The following is a 21588-nucleotide window of genomic DNA, read 5'->3' on the forward strand; positions in this document are numbered from 1 at the left end:
ACCTCATCGTTTAATTGAGATTCAAGCTGTGTAAGGCAAAAAATCAGTTACAGCTTAGTGCATTACCCAGATTCCACCAGCCAATACGGAGAGAACCGTGATAAACGTTTGATACACCACATCCATAATGAGATTCCCGATACTGTCTCCATCTGCCTTGCGATTTTTAATCATGACATAAGTATGTGACCAAAGACCACTTAATCCGTATATGTACATCGTTACCAATACACCAACCCAAAAGTTCCCTTGGAACCAGATGGCCATAATCCCCATAACTCCAAGCCCTACCTGGGAAAAACCATATTTAACCTGAAATGGTCCACCAGGCCATCCTAACATTTTGGCTGTCTGATCCGCTCTGGCAATGTTGACAACATAACCAATCACTCCAACCAATCCAAACGTAACCACAAACTGATGAAGCAGCAACACCCTGCTAATCTCGCTCATTTCCCCGGGAAAACCTAACACATATAGGTGTACTCCCCCTGAAATTAGACCTAACAACCATAGAACTAAAAACCACATGCCTGTCCCACTCCCGCCGTTTGTTATTTGGAATCATTTGTAACTAAATGTACAATCTTGTAGTTAAACACATTATATAATCGCTTTTACATTTGTCAATTCATACATAATTTTCTAGTTTGTCGAAGCTTTTGTCATTTTTCTTCTTCTGTACGCAAACAAGAAAACCATATAGTTCCATTTAACTTGAAAATAATAGGAATTTAGCCCTATTATTACATTAAAAGGTTTGAAACCTACTTCTTTTTTAACGCTTCAAAAGAACCACAACTCATTTATTTGACATAGCTGATAGTTCAATTATCATCTGTTTGATCATCTACGATTACAGAACAACAGCAACTATCCATTAAAATATAATCTAAAGGAATTGACATCCGATCTTTTTGTAACTATTATAGTTACAACGGTGGTGATTATCCCATGAGACAAATCAGCAGTCGCTTTTCCATTGCGGTTCATACCCTGTCCCTGATCGCTGTTATTCCCAATGAATGCACCGGAGATGTGATTGCGCAGAGTGTGAATACAAATCCCGTGATTATTCGGCGGATTATGTCCAAGTTGAAACAGGCTGGACTGATTGACGTCAGACCCGGTGTGGGTGGTGCTTCCTTGTTGAAAGATCCAGCCGACATTACCCTTCTTGATGTATATCGAGCGCTTGAGGTGGTGGAGGATGGGGAATTGTTTAACTTTCACAAACATCCGAATCCGAAATGTCCGGTCGGCAACATGATTGAACACACCTTGCGTGCCGAACTCATTGAGGCTCAGACAGCCATGGAACAGCGCTTGAATCGTGTAACCATACAACAGATGATGGATCAGATTCATGTCTCTGAATAAAAAAGCTCATAATGAGCTTTTTTTAACCCTTTCGTTGTAATCACACCTGTTATAACATTTTCGATTACAACCATATGCAAACAAAACACATATCCTAGGAGGAAAAGAAAATGAAAATTTTGGTTACTGGCGCAACAGGTCAATTGGGTTCACTGGTTGTAGAGGCATTGTTAAAAACGGATTCTGCCAAAGGTTTGGCAGTAAGTGTACGTAATCCGGAAAAAGCGGAAGCACTCCGCACTCAAGGGGTTGACGTGCGTCATGGTGATTTCGATCAACCGGAGACGTTGGAGAAAGCTTTTGCCGGTGTAGACCGTCTGTTGCTCATCTCGACTGATGGTGACAATGAAACGCGTATTCGCCAACATCAGGCTGCCATTGACGCTGCCAAGAACGCAGGCGTGGGTTTCATCGCTTATACAAGCGTTGTGAATGCAGAGAAAAATACCCTTTCCCTGACGGAAGTTCACCGCGCTACAGAAAAAGCTATTCGTGAATCCGGCATTCCGTATTCCTTCCTGCGCAACAACTGGTACCTGGAAAATGAAGCAGGCAGTGTGCAAGCAGCTACCCAAGGTGCACCTTGGGTTCATGCCACCAACAACAGCCAAGTAGGCTGGGCTACCCGAAGTGACTACGCCCATGCTGCTGCAGCTGTTCTCGCAGGAGAAGGACATGAGAATACCGTATATGAATTGTCCGGCAAACTACGCACGCAAGCTGAACTGGCTGCCATTGTTGGTGAAGTGCTTGGGCAGGAAATCAACGTGCAAAACGTGAACGATGCCGCTTACGCTGACATCATGAAAGGCGCAGGTCTACCGGACTTTGTCGTATCGATGCTTGTTGATATGCAAAGTGCCATCCGTGAAGGCGCATTGGCTGTAGAAAGTGATACTTTAGAGAAATTGCTTGGCCGTCCGGCTCAGCCACTTAGCGAAAGTATTAAAGCAATTGTAGGCAAGTAAGTTTTGGATATGAGAAAGGGACACACCAACAAATGTTGGATGCGTCCCTTTTTTTGTGTAGCTAACGGTCAATACAACGGTATACAACTTGAACGGAAGACTGCACATTCAATCCATTCAATGCGACTGTTGCAATTTGAGATAGGCATTTATGTTGTCCACAACAGTTCATCACTCATTGCTCACCAGTCACTGCTCACTGCTCACTGCTCACTGCTCAAGAATATAACGTGCAGGAATGTGATCGGCCAGCCAGATATTTTCGTTTCCATGATAAAAGAGGATTCCGTCTGTGGCCGCTTGAGCAGCATTGATTCTCAAAATGACAGGCTGATCATCCCGTCTTCGTCCCACCTGATTGGCTGTATCGATGTCTGCGGACAGATGTACATATTGCCTTTGCCGCGGCTGTAAGCCATGTTCCATAATAGAATGCACTGCGCGTGCCGGGGTCCCATGGTACAGGGTTTCCGGTGGCTCAGCAGATATCTTCGATATCTTATGGGGTGTCGAATGTCCATACAATGCCCGAATGCGGCCAGAACGGATTTCATGTCTCTTTTTCTCCGAGGCTTGAATCATCTGCTCCAGATCAACTTGCGTGACTCCCTTCCACTGCGGACTTTCATGTAAAGCCACCAGCAATTGCGAGATTTCCACCCAACCCTCTTCGTCCAGTTCCAGCTCATACTCCCATGGTGCATGTCGCAGAGCGTATGAGAGTTCCTTGCTTAATTTCATCAGATCCAATGCAATCATCTCCCACATCTAATAAAACCGTCTATTTTTGCGATTGAACCGCTGTTAAAATCTCCTGAATGTTACGTTCCAATCCTTCATCGTTTTCCTGGTTGAATTGGCGGTGTCCATCAATCCCACGTTGGATAATCGTATTCATCACCGGATGAACCTCACGATCGGAAGCCACCCGAATCAGATCATCGGCAAAATCAACCGCCTGCTGCTCACTGTAATTAAATGGTTTAATCAGCATCCGAATGCTCAAGGCATGGGCCTGCGGCTCCGCCAGCTGATCCCGATGAGTGATGCCATACACCGCGCCAAAACCAAAAGCAGCCATGACCTGACGCTCCAGTTCTGTCGTCTGTTCCAAAGGCGTGCCAATCAGCTCACACATTTTGTCCACCATCTGCTCCAACTCGTTTGCTGCCGCAGCCAGAATTACGTCATTAATATCGTCAGCGTTGATAAATTCAGTCATATTGGTTTTCTCCATTTCTGCACCGTATTTGATCCATTCTCTCAGACTCTATGAGAACATTGTATCGGAGTTGGGGTGTTCGTTTCAAATTCTATCTATAGGTGGAGCTGTTAATCACGGCATGATTTATCGTCTGGCTAACTTCGAGACGAACTCTATAAAATATAACGTCATTCAATTACATCCGATTCCCTATAACTTAATAAATAACAAAAAAACCAAATCTCCTCTTTTATAAGTCGACTTGGTTTAATTTATTGTACGAATATGCTCATCTAGCATACCATTTTATAAAAGAGGTGTTATAACTCAAGCCATCTCATGTTGCTTTTTCGACTCCACTTCATAGACCTGCGTATGTTCATTCTCGGCTAAAGACCATTCCACTGTACCTGGCTTGCGCACTTTCCATACCCAGGCTTGAACTCGCAGCGAGCTTCTGACCCAAGCTAAGGAAGCACAGCGTTTCTCAGAACGAACCGTCAACCCCCAATGAATAACACGAGCGAGCCAAGGATTCACATACTCATTATGTGAGCGAACAGATGGCAATTCATCCTGGAACAACCGCTGTTTCACGTCCATAGGGGGTTGCCCGCATGTCCAATAATGGAGCAGAGCTGCCAAACTATAGATGTCCGACATCGGTCCTTGACTGGATTTCTCCGAATAAAACTCCAGTGGAGAATAACCTGCCGATGTGAATATCACCTGTTTCTCTCCGGATTGCATAGGCCAACGGGTAGCTGAGCCAAAGTCCAGAAGTTTAGGTGTACCATCCTCCATAACCATAATGTTGGAAGGTTTCACATCCCGGTGAAGAATGCCTTGCTTATGTATGTAATCCAATGTATCCACCAGTGGAAGCAGCGTCTCCGTTATGAAAGCAGCATCAAGAGCATGATTATGTTCATTCAAATACTCGGTCAATGTGATTCCCGTGCAGTATTCCATAACCAGATACCCCGTACCATTTGCTTCAAAATGATCCATATACGATACAATATGGGGATGATCCAGTTTCGATAATAGTTCACCTTCGAGTAGAAATGCAGCCAGTAACTCCTGATATTGCCCACCGTATCCTCGTGAAGAGCAGAACACCCCTCGCTTGTCTGCCTGCCGTTCAGCCATTCTCTGTGGGAAAAATTCCTTAATGGCTACTTTTGCACCTGTGTTACGATCTCGCCCTGCATATACAATAGCCAACTCACTGCTGGCTAATACCTGTCTTACCTGATATGTATCATTTATAATCACATTACGCTGCAATGTCATTTTACAATTGTCTTTTCTCATAACAGACCTCTTTTCAACCTTGTCGATCGGAAGACTTTCCGCGTAAATGCATCACTTGGTTTAACCAGTCAGCAATTCATCGCCAACTATACATATAAACCAAATGATGCAATTTGAAACACCTTAACGCGAAATATTTAAATATTAATGATATCAAGCCTTCTGCGATATACTGCTAATCCCTATCCACACTACTCTATAGAAGAAAAGCATTCTCTTATATAGAGTATCGACAGATGGATGTAATTACTTTATTAAACTGGAGAAAAACATTTCCCATCCTTCATTTACAGCTTTTATTAATAATTATTCTGTAAAAAACGCCCGATTTCCTCGTTCATCTGAACCAATACGTCCTGTGAAGGAAAATGTCCTGTATCATACTTGATGGCTTCTACATTCGTAATAATCTTTTGAGCTCGCTCAATACACTTATCCGCTGGGAAAAAGACATCCTTCTCCCCCACCAATAACAAGGTTGGTGACGTGTAGTTCACCAGTTCTTCCCGCTCCGTAAGCTTGGGCAGATCCTGATCTATGCTGACGTATTTAAAAAGTTTGCCGATAATGTTTTTATCCATTTCTTTCATGCAGTTGCATGACATGTTGTCCGTAATTTTTTGCAAAGAAGATGGTGAAGACGTCATACGATACTTGACGAGTGGCAGCGTGATATCCTGAGCTGTTTTAATTTTGGAATTGACCGCAAGACCCGCAGGAGCAACCAATACGGCACACGAGATGCGTTCCGGAATATAGGTAGCCAGTCTGAGGATAATGCCTCCTCCAAACGATGGACCGATAAATGCACTCTTTTCAATATCATAGTGATCCAGCAGATCCGATACCCATAAAGCCAAACTATCAAACCGTGTGGAGATACTCGCCTCCTCACTATAACCAGGATGACCAATCGTATCAGGAGCAATAATTCGGTATTCTTTAAATAAAGAAGAGAACCATGACAATGTCATCGGATTCACACAATTACCGCCCTGGAGAATAAATAACGGCTTACCATCTAGAGGACCCGTCAGTAAAACATGCGTCTTTCCAAAACGCGTCTCTACATACTCCCGAGTAAATTCCTCACCCAACTCGTTCAAATAAATCTCATACTCTTCAAGTATGCTGCTCTTGCCTTCTTCACTTCTATAAATGGAACTCATGTCTGCCTCCTGCAATATATACTCAAATACCCCATTCTATTGAATGGACTTGCTAATCAGTGGACCAAAAAGATAAAGAGGGCCTGCAGATGACAGGCTCCTCCATATGTTTAACTAATCATATTCAGATGATTATAGAGCGGAAACTGGAAATTGTAAATAACGATTCTAATAGACCAGAAATTAAGGAGGCATCCTTTGGAAAAATCAATTTCATAACTCACTAAAAATGGATTTTTGTAACTAGATATAGACAAATTAAACCGCTTTGATCTATATCTAGCCTTGATTGAAGCAGCGAAAGGTATTATGAAATTGATACGGATAAATACCTACTTCCTGCCGTAATCTGCCTTGATTTCGCCCCACTGTTTGGTCTGCCATTTTAGCACTTTATTGCTGTACGTATTCGTCTGGAGCCACTGCTCGGCACGATCAATCATCAACCAGATCTCTTCCGTGGAGTTGTCTCTTGGCAACGTTGTGGCTACTTTTTTCTGCTTTAGCCATTTCATGGCATTGACCGAGTCGGTATACACCGTTTTGGTACTGCCTTCTTTTTTCAGATGTGCGAGGGCATGTACAATGGCTAAAAATTCGCCCAGATTGTTCGTGCCTTTGGAGATCGGTCCGACGGAGAAAATAACCTCACCGGTGCGGGTGTCTACCCCTTTGTATTCTACAGGTCCGGGGTTACCACGTGTGCCCACATCAACAGAGACGCTGTCGTAATCCACTTCCTCTGACGTTTCCATGCCAGCACTTCTTCCGCTACCAGCCGACTTTGTCTTCGACGCTCCGCCTGCACTTGAACCCCAGTTCCCTTTCCATCCAGCACGATACGCTTCTTCTGCGGCTGTTTTGGACTCATAGGATTTATATTTTGCTCCAGTATAATGATCCGTCTGCGCTTTGCAATCTGCCCATGTGTTATACACACCCGGCTTCTTGCCTTCCCAGACAACATAGTATTTCTGTTTTGCCACTGTAACCCGCTCCTTTGTTCACTTCATCAATACCCTATTGTAAACGATCCGGTGGGCGGAATGAAAGCTATGGATTTATCCATCTGCATAATTTCTCCAACTCCAGAACAGTCTAAGAAGCAAAACGCATACTGGAATAGAAAGGAATATACGTATGGACTGGATATGGAAATCTGTTTTACTTGTACTTATCGGCATGATTCTGCTGCGAATTGCAGGACGTAAGTCGATCTCACAGATGAGTGTCGCCACAACGGTCATCATGATCTCCATCGGAACAACGATTGTACAGCCTATCGCAAATCATGAACTTGGCAAAGCGATTGGATCAGCATCAGTCTTCATTTTGACATTGCTTGTAGTGGAACAACTGCAATTGAAATTTAATATTTTTGAACGGTTAATGAGTGGCAGTTCCAAAATCGTGGTAGAGGACGGAAAGGTCATTATCCCGAATCTGAAACGCATGCGTTATACGATGGATCAGCTTGAGATGCATATGCGACAGCACGGAATTACAAGTGTAGATGATCTGGAGACGGCGACGGTGGAACCCAATGGTCAACTCGGTTATGTCCTGAAACGACATGCTCGTCCTGTGACGATTGGAGATCTGGAAGAGATCTTACGAAGTTATGCGATTACAGGCAGTGGTCCAGCAACGGGAGAACACCCACAACAAGACAACAGCAACAATTCTTCAACGCATAGCGATAACTCCTCAGATATCTTCCAAGAAGTAAGTAAAGGTGCTCATGCTCATCCCGTTGATCCCAAGCTTCAATAGTTGATTCCTACCCACCTAAAAAACAAAAGACCGGCCTTGTGAGCACTCAACAACATCGCTCCAACAGGCACGGTCTATTTTCACTTCAATTGATTATTTCGAAAGATTTCTCCATGTCATCCAAACGAAGATATAGCCCCAATCAACGTGTACTCAGGTAAGCAATGCCTAAGCCGCCCGTAACTGGATTTGTATAGATTTCACAATCGACATCAAATACCTCACCAATCATCTCGCGAGTCAGAATATCAGCCGGTTTGCCATGGACCACAATCTGGCCCTTTTTCACCACATAGAGATAATCGCAATATTCTGCGGCGAGTTCGAGATCATGCAGCGCTGCCAATATGCCAATGCCGAGTCCACGGACAATATTTAGAATCTGAAGCTGGTATTTGATGTCCAGATGGTTCGTCGGCTCGTCCAGGATCAGGAATTGGGGTTGCTGTGCCAAGACACGCGCCAAGACCACACGCTGTTTCTCTCCACCAGACAGAGACACGTAATTGCGGTCTGCATGTCCAGTCAGATGTACTTTTTCCAAAGCCTGCCCGACGATTTCATGATCCCGTTCATTATCCGTCTCCAGCATTTTTTTGTGTGGGGTACGGCCCATCATGACCATCTCACGCACCGTAAAATCAAAACTCAATTCATTAAACTGGCCAACAACGCCCATGTGTCTGGAAACAAGCTTTGGACTGGATTTGAGAATATCGGTATTGTCCAGAAAAACCTTGCCTTGCTGCGGTTTGATCACTTTATAAATGCTCTTGAGCAGCGTTGACTTGCCACAACCATTGGGTCCGATCAGTCCGACGAACTGTTTACCGTTCACCAGCAATGAAATATCCTTGATGATGTCCGTGTTCAGCACAGAGATGGATACATTTTCTACGTTCAGCTTCATGTTTAATTTCCTCCAAAACCGTAGCCTTTTTTGACCAGCATATACATAAACATTGGTGCGCCAATCATGGCCGTAATAATACCGATTGGCAACTCCACGCTGGATATGAGGGATCGTGCAATAACATCCGTCCAGATGAGGAAAATGGCTCCAAACAGCACGGATACAGGCATCACTTTACGATGGTCGGAACCCACGAGACCTCTGACAATATGCGGAATAATGAGTCCAACAAAACCAATCATGCCACAGCTCGCCACCATAACGCCTGTCACCAAAGCGGTTAACAGCATGTACAGTCTGCGATACACACTCAGATTAATGCCCAGCGTAACAGCTGCTTCATCCCCCAACAACATCGTATTAAGAACTCTGGACTGTAAAAGGAAAAATAGAATCGCCACCAGCACGACGATACCTACGAGCGGAAGCTTGTTCCATCCGGAAGCCGCCAGGCTGCCCATGGTCCAGAACGTCACCGTTTTGATGCCTTCAGCATTGTTGGCAAAATAAATAATAAAGTTCGAAAAAGCGCTGCATAACGCGTTAATCACCATTCCCGCAAGCACCAGCTTGACCGACGTCATTTGCCCCCGAATCCCTGCCAAAGTCAGGACTAGTAATGACGCACCCATCGCACCGGCAAAGGCCCAGAAAGCCACCCCCGTCTGACCTAGCCACCCAATCGCACCGAATCCAATAAGAATTGCAAAGGTTGCTCCAAGTGAAGCGCCTGAGGATATACCCAGTATGTAAGGATCAGCGAGCGGATTCTGCACAGCAGCCTGCATAACAGCACCGCACAAGGCCAAGCCTGCGCCGATAAACATCGCCATCAGCACACGCGGGAAACGAATCTGCCAAATGATATCGGTAAAGGAACCTGCCTCAATGGGTGTTGTCCCCCACTGAAATCCCGTTAATTTGTATAGAAGAATACGATATGACTCCGCCAGTGGAATTTGTACCTGTCCAATGGAAACTGCAATACCTACGGATATAAGCGTAATCATGATTAAAGCTGCAATCAGTAAAGCAAACCCGGATTTACTATGAATCAGAGACTCTCTTTTCCCCATACGCTGTGTCTGAACCTGAACCGTCTGTGCCATCTCTTCCCCCATCAATTCGCGTAAAATGTAGAACAAATTAAATTTAGCTATTTACAATGTGTTTTCTCGGATTATAATTGAGAATGATTATCTTTGTCAATTTAAAACACATAGAAAAGGGGTTCATCATTTAATGAAATTCACATCCAGAACCATTGGCTTTGCTGCTCTAAGTCTCCTGTTACTACTGCTTGCAGCCTGTTCGAATGCATCAACTTCTTCCCCTGCCGAAGAGACAACTTCAACAACTAACACGACAGAAACTTCAGCTCCTGCTGAGAATACAAATAAAACGACGTACCCGCTCACCATTGAGAATTTCACGATCTCGGGTGAGGGTGGCGAGTGGAAACCCAAAGTGCAAGTATTCGATAAAGCACCTGAACGTGTTGTTGCGAATACCCAATCTGCGGCTGAGATGCTCATCAAATTAGGTCTGACCGATAAAATGGTCGGTGTTGCTGCTCTTTATGGTTCCGTTACACCCGATGTGGCTGATGATTTCGCCAAAATTCCGGTATTGTCCAAGGATTATGTAGGTAAAGAGCTGGTCGTAGGCGCAAGCCCGGATCTGGTACTCGGACGGGGCGACCTGTTCGCTGATGCAGACTGGGGCGTGGGTACGGTCGATGGATTGAATGACATGAATATCCGCACGTTCCTGCAAACGACAAATCACAAAGGCTCACTAGATAGCCTGTATAGTGATATTGCACAACTTGGGCAGATCTTCGATGTTCAAGATAATGCCGCAACATTCACGGAAAGTCTGAAGACTCGCGTTGCAGCCATTAAGGCAAGTGTAGCCGATCAGCCTGAGCATACTTTTGCCTATATCGTACCCGCTACGGAAGACACCATTACGGTCAGCAGCATGCAAAATGATACGTATCAGCTTGATGCACTTGGCCTGTTGAGGCTGAAAAATACGTTTGATGGTGTGCAAGGTGAGGTAAGTGTTGAGCAACTGATCACAGCGAACCCGGACTACCTGCTCTTGTCCGCGTATGCCGGTTCACCGGATATCGATAAGCTGATTCAAAATCTGTATGCCAACCCTGCCCTGCAAAGTATGAACGCAATCAAAAACAAACAGATCTATGTCACAGATTTCAGCCAGTTCTGGGGTTATGGATATCAAATTCTGGACGGTATTGAGAAAATGGGACAGGAAATGAAAGCTAATCCAATCAATTAATGACTTGAGCCAATGAGCAGGAGAAGACATTCTCACTGCTCTTTTTTCAGTTCACTTTAGAACATACTAAATTAACGGATAAACTCACAAATTAAATTAAATATCATGTTAAAACCTCCTTCTAACCTTTAATCCTGTATGCAAAAGTTTGATTTTTTCAGATAAGCTTATATGCATAGTTCTGGATAGGATTAAAATATAAGAAATGAGGTTTTATTCATGGCCATTAACACACCCCTCCCAAAACAAAGGGAGCTGCCTTCCATATCTTCAGAACGCCTTCCGTGGGCTGGGCTACTTGCTTTAGCCATGGCGGGATTTATTTGCATCCTCACCGAAAGCCTGCCTGCGGGACTGCTGCCGCAAATTGCAAAAGACTTGGGGATCACAGAAGCCTTCACCGGACAGTTGGTGACTCTTTATGCCATTGGATCACTTGTTGCTGCCATTCCCTTGACTGCTGCTACACGCGGATGGAGACGCCGACCTCTACTGTTAGTATGCATTAGTGGTTTTCTTGTCTTTAACACCGTTACCGCCTTATCTTCGGATTATATCCTGACACTTGCTGCTCGTTTCATGGCTGGAGTCTCTGCGGGTGTGTTATGGGGCATGACAGCAGGTTATGCACGTCGGATGGTCCCGGATTCGCTAAAAGGTAAAGCCATGGCTGTGGCTATGGTCGGCACACCGTTAGCATTAGCCCTGGGTGTCCCAATCGGTAGTTTTCTCAGTTCTTATGTCGGCTGGCGCCTCATCTTCGGGATGGTATCTCTTCTAACCGTGGCTTTAATCGTATGGGTTCTCTGGAGAATGCCGGATTTTGCCGGAGAGCCAGCTGGTGAACGTCTTCCACTGCATAAGGTGTTTTTAATTCCGGGAGTTAGGCCTATTCTGTTTGTTGTTCTGGCCTGGATGCTTGCCCATAACATCCTATATACCTATATTTCTCCCTACCTTGCCCAGACCGCATTTGCTAACAGAGTCGACTTGATTTTGCTCATTTTCGGTATTACTTCCATTGTTGGAATTTGGTTAACCGGAATGCTCATTGACCGATTTTTGAGGAGATTAGTTATCATCAGCTTGGCATCATTCGCTCTAGCCTCTGTCGCGATGGGAATCGCTACTCATCAACCTGTGATTATTATCCTTGGCGTCATGATCTGGGGACTTACGTTTGGCGGGGCCGCGACACTGTTACAGACTGCCATCGCTCAAGCCGGAGGCAAAAGCACAGATGTCGCCCAATCGATGCTGGTTACAGCATGGAATCTGGCAATTGGTGGAGGAGGCATCATCGGGGCCATTCTTCTTGAAGTATTTGGAGCAGGATACCTTTCTGGGGCGCTGTTTATCTTGCTTATTCCTGCGTTGCTTGTAGCTAGGCGTGCTTATAAATATGGATTTACCAGAGCAAATTAACAGGAAGGCATTTTTCATGAGTTACACGCAGGAGGAAAGAGGAGTTCACTTGATGTGGACTCCTCTTCTGTTTTTCATTTTAAAGACCAGAATCTTATTCTGCCTGTGCCAACAGATTTGGTCCTTCCACTAGATTCTTATGTGCAATTGGAGAAGACATGGTGATTAAAGTCATGTAAGTACCGTACGGATCACACTTGTTCTGAAACTCCTCGAGTCCCTGAATGGTATCTGTGAGGATTTTCAGCAAGTAATTGTACTCTCCGCTTATCCGATAACATTCCACAACTTCAGGTGACGCACGACAGAAATCCAGGAAAGGATAACAATCCCGCGTACGAAAAAGAACATAGGCTGTGCTCTGCTTGCCCAATTTGGATGGGGAGATTACGGTTCGATATTCCTCAATAATTCCCTTTTCTTCCATTCGTTTGACTCGTTCAGTAACGGCGGGCTGAGATAACCCCACCAGTTTGCCGAGTTCGGTCATGGATAATCTCGCCTGATTCTCCAAGTGATACAGAATATGCTGATCTATTTCGTCCATGTGATCCACTCCTTTAAATACATAAGATATATTCAGAAATCACCTTAAGTATATTCGCTAATTCATTATAATGCCTTTAACAAACCATGTAATACAAGATCAATCATTTATATAATAAACACAGTTATCATGAGAAATCAAATACATCAGTTGGTGAGAGGAAGATAAACATGAGAAAAAAAGACATGACGACATTGCATAATTGTGTGGATGAAGCCATTGACCGCGCTCTAAGCGAAAAAAGAATTGTAGGAACAGTTGTACAGGTTGCATTAGGAGGGGAACTGGTATATAGCCGGGCTGCTGGTTTCGCAGACAGGGAGCAAAAACGCACCATGTCGGAAAACGCTCTGTTTCGACTTGCTTCCGTAACCAAACCTATTGTCTCGACAGCAGCTCTGGCATTAATCTCACAAGGAAAGCTGAGTCTGCATGATCCGGTGACACGCTGGCTTCCTGCATTCCGGCCCAAACTTGCCAATGGTCAGGACGCTTTAATATCAGTACATCAGTTGATGACACACACCGCAGGCTTGACATACCGTTTCTTCCAAGAAGATCAGGGAACCTATGAGCTTGCAGGGGTATCGGACGGAATGGATTGGTCTGAAATGAGTCTGGAGGAGAATCTGCAAAGGCTGGCTTCTGCTCCGCTTCTGTATGAGCCAGGCAACATGTGGAGATATTCCATTGCGACAGATGTACTTGGTGCCGTTATCGAAAAGGTAACTGGGATGTCACTACGAGAAGCTGTTCAAACGCTGGTTACTCATCCACTCCACATGACCGACACTGACTTTGTTGCGGTGGATTCGGAACGATTGACAGCCGCATATGCTAATGGTTCTGAAGAACCGCGTCTCCTTCATCAGGAGTTGGAGCTGATTCCTTTTATTGAGGGTACTGCTGGCTTCCGACTGTCACCCAATCGTGTGAATCATACTTCTGCTTACTTGTCGGGCGGAGCGGGTATGGTTGGAAGTACCGGAGATTTTCTTACTTTACTTGAAGCATTGCGACTAGGAGGACAGCCTCTCCTTACAGAAGCCGTTGCGGCTGAGATGTCTACCAATCAAATCGGTGATCTCGTGATGCCATACTGGCCAGGCAGAGGGTTTGGCCTTGGTTTTACCGTACTTAAAGATCCTGTCGCAGCCGGTACACCGGAATCCCCGGGTACGTGGCGGATGGGTGGAACCTATGGTCACTCGTGGTTCGTTGATCCACAAAAAGAACTTAGTGTCGTAGCATTCACCAATACAGCACTTGAAGGAATGTCAGGCCAGTATACTACCGATATCTGTGATGCCATCTACACAGGTATTCGTGAAAGCCAAAAGGCTGCAAGAATATAAATACGAATAACCGCCCAATTTCATTGGGCGGTTTTATTTAGAAACGAAGCTACATCCTACAGTCTGTTACTGCTCAAGTTTCTCTTTTGGAGAAGGTAGACCCCAGCAACCAGAATAAACCACACCGGCGTGACAAACAGCGCCACTCGCGTATCCTCAGCCAACGCCAAGACCACCAACACAAAAACCAAAAACGCCAGAATGAAGTAGTTGGAAAACGGATATAGTGGCAGCTTGAAGCGACTGCGACTCGCCAGTTCCGGCTGGGTACGGCGGTATTTCAGGTGACAGATTACCATGATGCCCCAGACGAAGATGAAGCACACAGTCGACACACTCGTGATCAGCGTAAATACACCCTCTGGCATGATATAGTTCAGCACAATCGCGATCAGAATAACGATCGTGGAGAAAAACAGCGCATTGGAAGGGACTTTCCTCTTATTCAGTCTTGCAAATGATTCAGGTGCGTTGTGATCCTTTGCCATGGAGAACACCATACGGCTTGTACTGAAAATGGCACTGTTACACGCTGACGCTGCGGAAGTCAGTACCACGAAATTCACAATGCCGGCGGCAGCTGCAATACCCACAGCGGCAAACACTTGTACAAACGGACTTTCAGTAGGCACAATGGCGTTCCACGGGTAGATGCTCATAATAATCAGCAGTGCGCCAACATAGAAGAGCAGTACCCGGATCGGAATCTGGTTAATCGCTCTAGGAATAACCTTCTCCGGATTCTCCGTTTCCCCCGCTGTGAGTCCCACCAGTTCCATGCCTACAAAGGCGAACACCACCATCTGGAACGATATGATGAACCCATGCAGTCCATTCGGGAACCATCCCCCATGACTCCACAGATTGGTGAAACTTGCTGGACCCTGATCCGTGGTAAAACCTTTGAATATCATATATAAACCAACAACAATGAGTGCCAGAATGGCCACGACTTTAATCAGGGCAAACCAGAATTCCATCTCACCAAACAACTTGACCGTTGCCAAGTTCATGATTAGTAAAATGACTAACGCAATTAACCCTGGCATCCACTGAGGTACATTCGGAAACCAAAACTGCGTATACAAACCAACGGCCGTAATATCAGCCATGGCAATGGATATCCAGCAGAACCAATAGGTCCAGCCTGTAATAAATGCCGCCATATTTCCCAGGTAATCACGCACAAAATCGATAAAGGAATGATACTGCAAGTTGCTTAACAGCAGTTCCCCCAATGCACGCATGATCAGGAACAACACAACACCCGTAATGATGTAGGCCAGCAAGATGGATGGCCCTGTCAGCTGAATCGTTTTGCCTGCCCCGAGAAACAGACCTGTACCGATCGCACCTCCGATCGCCATCAACTGTACATGCCTGTTCTTTAATCCCCTTGTTAACGTTTCTTGCTGCATGATCAACCACCACTCTCTTTCTGCAAATGCTCTCTACGATGCAAAATATTATTACTCATCATATAATAATCTGCTCAGAATACATATCCTCTTTTATATATTTTTTTTGCAAAAGCAAAGAGGCCACCTTTGTAAGAGGTGACCACTTCATATGCTCCTATTTGATGCCCTTGGCTTTTATTAATCTTGAGTTACATCCGATCCATATTATCATCAGCCTATGTACATTCCTTTGTTATCCTCATGCCATGTCATGCTGATTATACATATCTATAGAAGTATACTAAAATATAAACCAAGCATAGAGCGGCAACAACTAAAAAGGTAATCGCTAACGAACGTTCATTTTTCCAAATTCAAATAGCATTAGCAACATTAATCATGAATAACGCAATAAAGTTAATGATACCCGAGTTTGATTGGAACGAGTTGAAAACGATCATTATAAATCCTACGATCCAGATTAACAAAAACCACAGTGGAGTTTTCCGAAAAAGCTGCTTCATTATGATTTACTCCTTATATATTAAATTGGTCTGTGTACAAGATATTCTTCAACGGGAATGGAAATTCCTTTATTTAGGTCATAACCCCAAATAATTAATACTATTTAGATCCAGTTTTAAGCATCTTCACAGTAAAAAGGGCTCCCGATAAAGGCGCCCTCTGGTCTGTTCAACAACTACTTTTGCTTATAAAACTCATGATACAACTTCATTAACGCCCGCTTCTCAATCCGTGATACATAAGAACGTGAGATGCCCAGTTCCTTCGCAATTTCGCGTTGAGTTCGTTCCTCCCCGCCTGCTTCCAGGCCAAATCGACCGATTACAACTTCCTTCTCCCGGTCATCCAGGATATCTAGATTGCGATAAATTTTGCTTTTTTCAATCTTGAGCTGTACCCGATCTACAACATCATCAGCTTCTGTGCCAAGGATGTCGATTAATGTAATTTCATTGCCTTCTTTGTCCGTACCGATAGGGTCGTGCAGGGATACGTCTTTGCGTGTTTTCTTCAGGGAACGCAGATGCATCAAAATTTCGTTTTCAATACACCTCGCCGCAAATGTGGCAAGCTTCGTGCCTTTGCCTTGTTGAAAACTTTCGATGGCTTTGATCAAACCAATGGTTCCGATGGAAATCAGGTCTTCCTGATCTTCACCCGTATTGTCGAACTTCTTGACGATATGCGCGACGAGGCGCAGATTGTGTTCAATGAGCAGATTGCGAGAGTGGGCATTGCCTTCAGCCATAAGGCGTAAATGTTTGGCTTCATCACCCTCAGCCAGTGGCTGGGGGAACGCATTATTTTTGACATACGAGACGAGTAACGTTAACTCTTTAATGAATAGAGCAATTGCGGTAAACAATCCGGGCACAGATGACACCTCCTGCAGTTTTACAACGATCTGGCCTGAGCACATGTGGGAACAGGGTCGATCTATTGTATGTAGGCAGAGGCCCAGAAGTGCACGTACACTTGAAAAAGGGGATGATCTTGCGAAGATTTCACAGACTCACAGAAACAATGGAGCCCACCCGCTGAAGCAGGAGAAATTCTTTTTCCACACTTTCGATAAAATACTTCTTTTCACCAAATAGGACAACATCATTCTGAGCTAATGAAACATCGCTTTTAAAATAAATCACATTGTCCGTTTCCCGGAATGCACCTTTGTAATAGAACATCCTATTTCTCTCCTTCATGTATCTACCTATGTAATTAACTACCCGCTCCATGTGGATCTGCTTCCTTCATGCTAACATATTCGCTCTCATTCATCATGTCATATTCGCACACTAACCAACATAAAGCCCCAGCCCTGTGCAGAACAGAACTGAGGCTACATATCGATATGAATTCCTGTTTCTCCTGTCGATTGCTTCAAGAAGCTAATTCAAATTAAATTATTTGAAGATTCTTTGTGAGAACTGATACAGGCCGCTGTTCCAGACAGATGGTTCGTGTCCACCTACATCCAGATAAAAGGTATGCGGAATATTCATGCTGCTCAAGCCGTTTTTGAAGTTCTGGCTGACCCATAACAGACCGTCACTTGATCCACAGGAGATCCACAACAATTTGAGTTGGCTGGCTACTTGTCCCGGGTTGGAAACCAGCTGTGATACAGATTGCGTATTCGGTGCAGCCGAGAAGGCCCCTACCCAAGCGAAGGTATTCAGATTTTTCAATCCGAAGTTAAGCGATTGCCCACCACCCATGGACAGACCGGCCAACGCACGGCTATTCTTGTCTTTGTATACCGGATAATTGGCCTCGATATGAGGAATCAGATCCTTGAGCAGGTCTTGCTCAAACCGTTCAAACGCAGCCACTTTGTCCGGAGCAAAAATGTCACCGACTGGACGGTCGTCCTTCATGGCACGGCCATTCGGCATGACAACGATCATCTGGGACAGCTTGCCTTCCGAATACAGGTTGTCCAAAATGTTCTTGGGTTTCATTGCATTGACCCACTCATGCTCATCCCCGCCGATGCCGTGCAGGAGATACAAGACGTTATACTTTTTATTCGGAGAATATCCTGGCGGTGTATACACGGTCGCTTTCCGTGTATTGCCCACCGTTGTGGAGTAATAGGATATCAGATTGGTATTTCCGTGCGGAATATTGTTTCGATAGCCATCAAAACCCGGTGGTGCCGGCACCACCGGAGTATTAGCAAGCGCATTGTTTGCGTCATTGCCGGATACATTCATAGATTCATACGCTGTGTTCTGAGCACCAACCTCGCTGGAATCCGTAGCAAAAGCCATTGTTGGGGCAATCATGGCAACGATCATCGAAAGACTTAAAAGGATTGTAATACGTTTTTTCATCTCAATTTCTCCTCTCAATTTTGTCAAACTTAAGTATGCGTTTCTCGAAGTTTCACTGGATTACGCTTGATGCTGAAGTTCAACTTTTTCTAACGCGGTGAAGTAAGCTTCCTCTCAACCTAAAATTGAAAGCCCTTACAATAAACAGGTTAGATCACCTCCCTTCCCTTCAGAAAACACTGAAACATGTAGATTTCACTCTGTTTTCCCGACATAGAATTACTTATATAGTATATTTAAACTTATTTATCCATTTTTTGCAACAATATTTTCATTTCTAGCGATTCAATTCAATGGTCTTAGAGCATCAGAGTTTTTCTTCTTTCTTCTTTATTTTCGAATCATAATTTAAAATTGTAAAATACTGTTGTTAAATTGAATATTTTACCTTATTATAGCTTCCATAGGGGGGTGTCTATGAACAATTTCAATAGATTCATAATATTTTTCTTCTGAGATATGCTTACGCAAAAGTTTCAACGTTTCGGCTACCAATATCTTTTGCAACTACTTTATTTTCTGGGAGGAAAATGATGATGTTCAATGTACGCTTTTCGATCAAAAAAGCATGGGCTTCATTCCTGGTTATTACATTATTGCTGCCTTTACTTGTGGGGTTATGGCCATCCAATGTCTACGCTGCATCTAACAATGAAGGAAAAATATCCATAACCGCAGATGATGAGTTCACACTTTTTATAAACGGCAGACAGACGGGAAAAGGCACCGACTGGGCCAAAGCCTATACGTTCCCTGTGCCGATTCAATCTGGCATCAATGTGATTGCAGTTCAAGCGAAGGATATAGGCCTCTATGCGGGACTGCTGGCAGACCTTAGCTACGGAGATGAGAATCTGGTTACGGATTTCAACTGGAAAGTATCTGAACGATATATCGAAGGTTGGGAGCAACCCAAATTCGATGATTCGTCATGGTCACGTGCTACTGACTTCGGACGGTATGGCAGTGATCCTTGGAAACAGATTAGTGGCATGCCTGAGGAGACCAGTGCACGCTGGATCTGGGCAGGCAAGACCAATGTGAATGCTCCAGTTTCAGAAGCATATTTTCGAATCTCATTTAACGTCTCCGAAGATGGACTGGCTATTAGCAATCCCATTTCTTCTTCAGGTCAATTCGAGCAAGTCGATTATCAGTTAAAACCGACCCAACCCATGCCTGCCTCCATGGTGAAGAGACTTCCCGTTGTAAATGCCGTCTTTGAAACGGTGGAAGAGAAAGGTTCTATAGAACTTAGCACCCAAGAGGCTGCCCAAATCGGTAATAACCTAGCTGCTGGTCAGATCTTTCTCGATCAGTCCTCTGCCCGGGCTATCAAAGTTACAAGCGTCAATAGAAGCTCTGGTGGTATGCGGGTAGATTACACCACTCCGGGTGTGGAGGAATTGTTCGATTACTATGATATTCCCGAGCAGGAGGTCTCGTTCGAAGAGCGTAATATCGTCATGCCTGATCCTGAGATGGTATTGGATAGCAAGGAATGGCTTGTTCAGGAAACCCCTTCCTTGTTAGAGACCGATATAAATGACGATGCTGAAATGCGACAGTTCAACATCGACAACACGATTCAAAATGATTTGGATGCAAATATGGACATGGTTGCGGATGCGGAAACAATGGATATCGCTTCCACGGATATCGCACCCATGGATCTGAATGATGCGAATTCCATGGACATGAATGATACAAATGATATGGATCTGAATGAAATAAACTCCACGGAATTAACTGATATTAATTCAACGGACATGAATGATGTGATTCGTGCTGCTGAAGCAGGTAATTTTGCCAATTGCAAAAAATCCGGCAATGAGTTTGTCTGTGATTTCAAGAAGGTACTTGTAAATCAACAAAATGCAAACGGTAACAAAGTGTTCGTTGAAGCAGGTGGTAAGCTCACCTTGATTGCACCCAAAGTTACGGGGAAATACGGATTTTGGGGAAAATATGATCTAAAATTTACTGCTGGTGAAAAAGCCAACATCTATATCAAAGGTGATGCCAAGTTCAAAAAAGAAGTCAAAGTTCCAATCATGGGCTTCAACATTGGTGCTGGCAATCTCGGAGCCGTATCTGTCGGCGTTTTTCTGGTCATTGGTATTGACGGCAACGTCACCTTTGAATTTCAGGTCGATCAGGGATACACGGTTACCGCGGGAGTCAAAGGGAAAACACGTGTCTTTATTCCCGTGAAGATCCAGCCTTACAGCAGTGTGAACAGATATCTTACGGTAACCCATAAAATTGAAGGACAGATCACTGCTTGGGCAGGAGCCAAAGCGGAAGTCGGTCTGAAAATTGCCGGCAAAAAAATACTTGAGGTAAGTGTTTTTGCCGGCATTGAAGGCACAGGGAAATGGACAAGCAGCAATAATGTGCCCAGTACCATGTCTCTAAAGATTGATGCTCTCGTCAAAGGAGAAGGAGCTGTATTTAATAAGTCCTTCAAACTCTTCGAGCTGCGCTGGAATTTGGTGAATCTGGTGAAAACCCCTACCAATCCGGGAACCGGACAGAACCTGGCACGAAATGCTGCCATAACGGTAACTTCCACCTATCCCGGGTATTCAGCAGCCCGAATCAATGACGGGGATCGTAACACGGCCTTGGGGGAAAGTTATAGCTGGGCCAATAACCGTAATTCCTCACTTCCCCAATATGTCGTCATTGATTTGCCGGCATCGAGTTCAATCCAGCGAATTGATCTGTACACCACCCAGGGATACCCGCTTGCCAATTATGATCTGCAATACTGGAATGGCTCAAATTGGGTGAATCTTGTACAGATTACAGGCAATCAAGAGTTAACGCGTTCACACACATTTTCAGCAGTCAGTACCTCCAAGATCCGTGTCGTAGCGAGTAAAGGTCCTTCCCATCAGCCAACCTATGTGCGAATCAATGAGCTTGAAATCTATTAAAACATCATGCCCAAAAAGCCTCAGCCC

Annotated in this window: 20 protein-coding genes; 7 read left to right on the plus strand and 13 right to left on the minus strand. The window is 44.6% G+C overall.

All coding sequences use genetic code 11. The features are described from left to right. Window positions 1-54 precede the first annotated feature (54 nt). Window positions 55-531, minus strand: coding sequence for a DUF6790 family protein (locus tag C170_RS24790; RefSeq protein ID WP_026080959.1), 477 nt, complete (start codon window positions 529-531; stop codon window positions 55-57). A gap of 423 nt (window positions 532-954) precedes the next feature. Here C170_RS24790 and C170_RS24795 point away from each other — a divergent pair, with 423 nt between their 5' ends. Both C170_RS24795 and C170_RS24800 read left to right on the plus strand, forming a co-directional pair. Continuing rightward, a complete protein-coding gene (locus tag C170_RS24795; RefSeq protein WP_036615217.1) occupies window positions 955-1380 on the plus strand; it encodes an Rrf2 family transcriptional regulator in 426 nt (141 codons plus the stop codon). Window positions 1381-1490: 110 nt separating this feature from the next. Then, on the plus strand, window positions 1491-2348 hold the full coding sequence (locus C170_RS24800; RefSeq protein WP_036615219.1) for an SDR family oxidoreductase: 858 nt from the start codon (window positions 1491-1493) through the stop codon (window positions 2346-2348). Between the two features lie 210 nt (window positions 2349-2558). On the opposite strand, the gene C170_RS24805 is transcribed toward C170_RS24800, so the two are convergent. The 5 genes from C170_RS24805 to rnhA form a co-directional block, all read right to left on the minus strand. After that, window positions 2559-3098: an RNA 2'-phosphotransferase gene (locus C170_RS24805; RefSeq protein WP_036615305.1), complete on the minus strand. Its 540-nt coding sequence runs from the start codon at window positions 3096-3098 to the stop codon at window positions 2559-2561. Between the two features lie 31 nt (window positions 3099-3129). Further along, window positions 3130-3570: an Imm48 family immunity protein gene (imm48, locus tag C170_RS24810; RefSeq protein WP_051447381.1), complete on the minus strand. Its 441-nt coding sequence runs from the start codon at window positions 3568-3570 to the stop codon at window positions 3130-3132. Between the two features lie 309 nt (window positions 3571-3879). Next, window positions 3880-4869, minus strand: a complete 990-nt coding sequence (locus C170_RS24815) for a serine/threonine protein kinase (protein ID WP_036615222.1) — start codon at window positions 4867-4869, stop codon at window positions 3880-3882. A gap of 299 nt (window positions 4870-5168) precedes the next feature. After that, on the minus strand, window positions 5169-6038 hold the full coding sequence (locus C170_RS24820; protein WP_036615225.1) for an alpha/beta fold hydrolase: 870 nt from the start codon (window positions 6036-6038) through the stop codon (window positions 5169-5171). A 332-nt stretch (window positions 6039-6370) separates the two neighbouring features. Beyond that, window positions 6371-7024 carry a ribonuclease H gene (gene rnhA / locus C170_RS24825; protein ID WP_036615228.1) on the minus strand — a complete coding sequence of 218 codons (654 nt, stop codon included), beginning with the start codon at window positions 7022-7024 and terminating at the stop codon, window positions 6371-6373. A gap of 154 nt (window positions 7025-7178) precedes the next feature. Here rnhA and C170_RS24830 point away from each other — a divergent pair, with 154 nt between their 5' ends. Then, window positions 7179-7811 (plus strand): DUF421 domain-containing protein, encoded by a 633-nt coding sequence (locus C170_RS24830; protein WP_051447382.1) that lies wholly within the window; start codon window positions 7179-7181, stop codon window positions 7809-7811. A gap of 142 nt (window positions 7812-7953) precedes the next feature. On the opposite strand, the gene C170_RS24835 is transcribed toward C170_RS24830, so the two are convergent. Both C170_RS24835 and C170_RS24840 read right to left on the minus strand, forming a co-directional pair. Next, on the minus strand, window positions 7954-8721 hold the full coding sequence (locus C170_RS24835; protein WP_036615230.1) for an ABC transporter ATP-binding protein: 768 nt from the start codon (window positions 8719-8721) through the stop codon (window positions 7954-7956). 2 nt (window positions 8722-8723) lie between these two features. Next, on the minus strand, window positions 8724-9800 hold the full coding sequence (locus C170_RS24840; RefSeq protein ID WP_200868519.1) for a FecCD family ABC transporter permease: 1077 nt from the start codon (window positions 9798-9800) through the stop codon (window positions 8724-8726). A 166-nt stretch (window positions 9801-9966) separates the two neighbouring features. Between C170_RS24840 and C170_RS24845 the strand changes: the two genes are divergently transcribed. Together C170_RS24845 and C170_RS24850 are read left to right on the plus strand one after the other, a co-directional pair. Beyond that, entirely contained in the window at window positions 9967-11031 is a 1065-nt protein-coding gene (locus C170_RS24845; protein ID WP_036615235.1) for an ABC transporter substrate-binding protein, read from the plus strand. A gap of 219 nt (window positions 11032-11250) precedes the next feature. Further along, window positions 11251-12456 carry an MFS transporter gene (locus C170_RS24850; RefSeq protein ID WP_051447383.1) on the plus strand — a complete coding sequence of 402 codons (1206 nt, stop codon included), beginning with the start codon at window positions 11251-11253 and terminating at the stop codon, window positions 12454-12456. Between the two features lie 94 nt (window positions 12457-12550). Here the strand turns inward: C170_RS24850 and C170_RS24855 are convergent, their stop codons facing one another. After that, the gene (locus C170_RS24855; protein WP_017687134.1) at window positions 12551-13003 is read right to left on the minus strand and encodes an Lrp/AsnC family transcriptional regulator; all 453 of its coding nucleotides are present in this window, start codon (window positions 13001-13003) and stop codon (window positions 12551-12553) included. Between the two features lie 170 nt (window positions 13004-13173). Here C170_RS24855 and C170_RS24860 point away from each other — a divergent pair, with 170 nt between their 5' ends. Beyond that, entirely contained in the window at window positions 13174-14358 is a 1185-nt protein-coding gene (locus C170_RS24860) for a serine hydrolase domain-containing protein (RefSeq protein WP_051447384.1), read from the plus strand. A gap of 56 nt (window positions 14359-14414) precedes the next feature. On the opposite strand, the gene C170_RS24865 is transcribed toward C170_RS24860, so the two are convergent. The 4 genes from C170_RS24865 to C170_RS24880 form a co-directional block, all read right to left on the minus strand. After that, on the minus strand, window positions 14415-15776 hold the full coding sequence (locus tag C170_RS24865) for an amino acid permease (protein WP_036615239.1): 1362 nt from the start codon (window positions 15774-15776) through the stop codon (window positions 14415-14417). A gap of 682 nt (window positions 15777-16458) precedes the next feature. Next, window positions 16459-17157 carry an RNA polymerase sporulation sigma factor SigK gene (gene sigK, locus C170_RS24870; RefSeq protein WP_017687130.1) on the minus strand — a complete coding sequence of 233 codons (699 nt, stop codon included), beginning with the start codon at window positions 17155-17157 and terminating at the stop codon, window positions 16459-16461. A 130-nt stretch (window positions 17158-17287) separates the two neighbouring features. After that, complete coding sequence (locus C170_RS24875; protein WP_036615241.1) at window positions 17288-17467, minus strand: hypothetical protein; 180 nt, start codon at window positions 17465-17467, stop codon at window positions 17288-17290. 219 nt (window positions 17468-17686) lie between these two features. Further along, complete coding sequence (locus C170_RS24880) at window positions 17687-18499, minus strand: alpha/beta hydrolase (protein WP_370511457.1); 813 nt, start codon at window positions 18497-18499, stop codon at window positions 17687-17689. Between the two features lie 650 nt (window positions 18500-19149). Between C170_RS24880 and C170_RS24885 the strand changes: the two genes are divergently transcribed. Then, the gene (locus C170_RS24885; RefSeq protein WP_162158993.1) at window positions 19150-21561 is read left to right on the plus strand and encodes a galactose-binding domain-containing protein; all 2412 of its coding nucleotides are present in this window, start codon (window positions 19150-19152) and stop codon (window positions 21559-21561) included. Window positions 21562-21588: the final 27 nt, after the last annotated feature.

The sequence above is a fragment of the Paenibacillus sp. FSL H7-689 genome (assembly GCF_000517905.1).
In the GTDB taxonomy this organism is placed as follows: domain Bacteria; phylum Bacillota; class Bacilli; order Paenibacillales; family Paenibacillaceae; genus Paenibacillus; species Paenibacillus amylolyticus.

Bases quoted from the DNA above. Each gene is read 5' to 3' on its own strand.
- C170_RS24835 (WP_036615230.1), bottom strand. From the start codon at position 8,721: ATGAAGCTGAACGTAGAAAATGTATCCATCTCTGTGCTGAACACGGAC.
- C170_RS24865 (WP_036615239.1), bottom strand. From the start codon at position 15,776: ATGCAGCAAGAAACGTTAACAAGGGGATTAAAGAACAGGCATGTACAG.
- C170_RS24875 (WP_036615241.1), bottom strand. From the start codon at position 17,467: ATGTTCTATTACAAAGGTGCATTCCGGGAAACGGACAATGTGATTTAT.
- C170_RS24855 (WP_017687134.1), bottom strand. From the start codon at position 13,003: ATGGACGAAATAGATCAGCATATTCTGTATCACTTGGAGAATCAGGCG.
- C170_RS24830 (WP_051447382.1), top strand. From the start codon at position 7,179: ATGGACTGGATATGGAAATCTGTTTTACTTGTACTTATCGGCATGATT.
- C170_RS24815 (WP_036615222.1), bottom strand. From the start codon at position 4,869: ATGAGAAAAGACAATTGTAAAATGACATTGCAGCGTAATGTGATTATA.
- C170_RS24820 (WP_036615225.1), bottom strand. From the start codon at position 6,038: ATGAGTTCCATTTATAGAAGTGAAGAAGGCAAGAGCAGCATACTTGAA.
- C170_RS24800 (WP_036615219.1), top strand. From the start codon at position 1,491: ATGAAAATTTTGGTTACTGGCGCAACAGGTCAATTGGGTTCACTGGTT.
- C170_RS24845 (WP_036615235.1), top strand. From the start codon at position 9,967: ATGAAATTCACATCCAGAACCATTGGCTTTGCTGCTCTAAGTCTCCTG.
- C170_RS24860 (WP_051447384.1), top strand. From the start codon at position 13,174: ATGAGAAAAAAAGACATGACGACATTGCATAATTGTGTGGATGAAGCC.
- C170_RS24790 (WP_026080959.1), bottom strand. From the start codon at position 531: ATGTGGTTTTTAGTTCTATGGTTGTTAGGTCTAATTTCAGGGGGAGTA.
- C170_RS24795 (WP_036615217.1), top strand. From the start codon at position 955: ATGAGACAAATCAGCAGTCGCTTTTCCATTGCGGTTCATACCCTGTCC.
- C170_RS24850 (WP_051447383.1), top strand. From the start codon at position 11,251: ATGGCCATTAACACACCCCTCCCAAAACAAAGGGAGCTGCCTTCCATA.
- C170_RS24885 (WP_162158993.1), top strand. From the start codon at position 19,150: ATGATGATGTTCAATGTACGCTTTTCGATCAAAAAAGCATGGGCTTCA.
- imm48 (WP_051447381.1), bottom strand. From the start codon at position 3,570: ATGACTGAATTTATCAACGCTGACGATATTAATGACGTAATTCTGGCT.
- C170_RS24880 (WP_370511457.1), bottom strand. From the start codon at position 18,499: ATGAATGTATCCGGCAATGACGCAAACAATGCGCTTGCTAATACTCCG.
- C170_RS24840 (WP_200868519.1), bottom strand. From the start codon at position 9,800: ATGGGGAAAAGAGAGTCTCTGATTCATAGTAAATCCGGGTTTGCTTTA.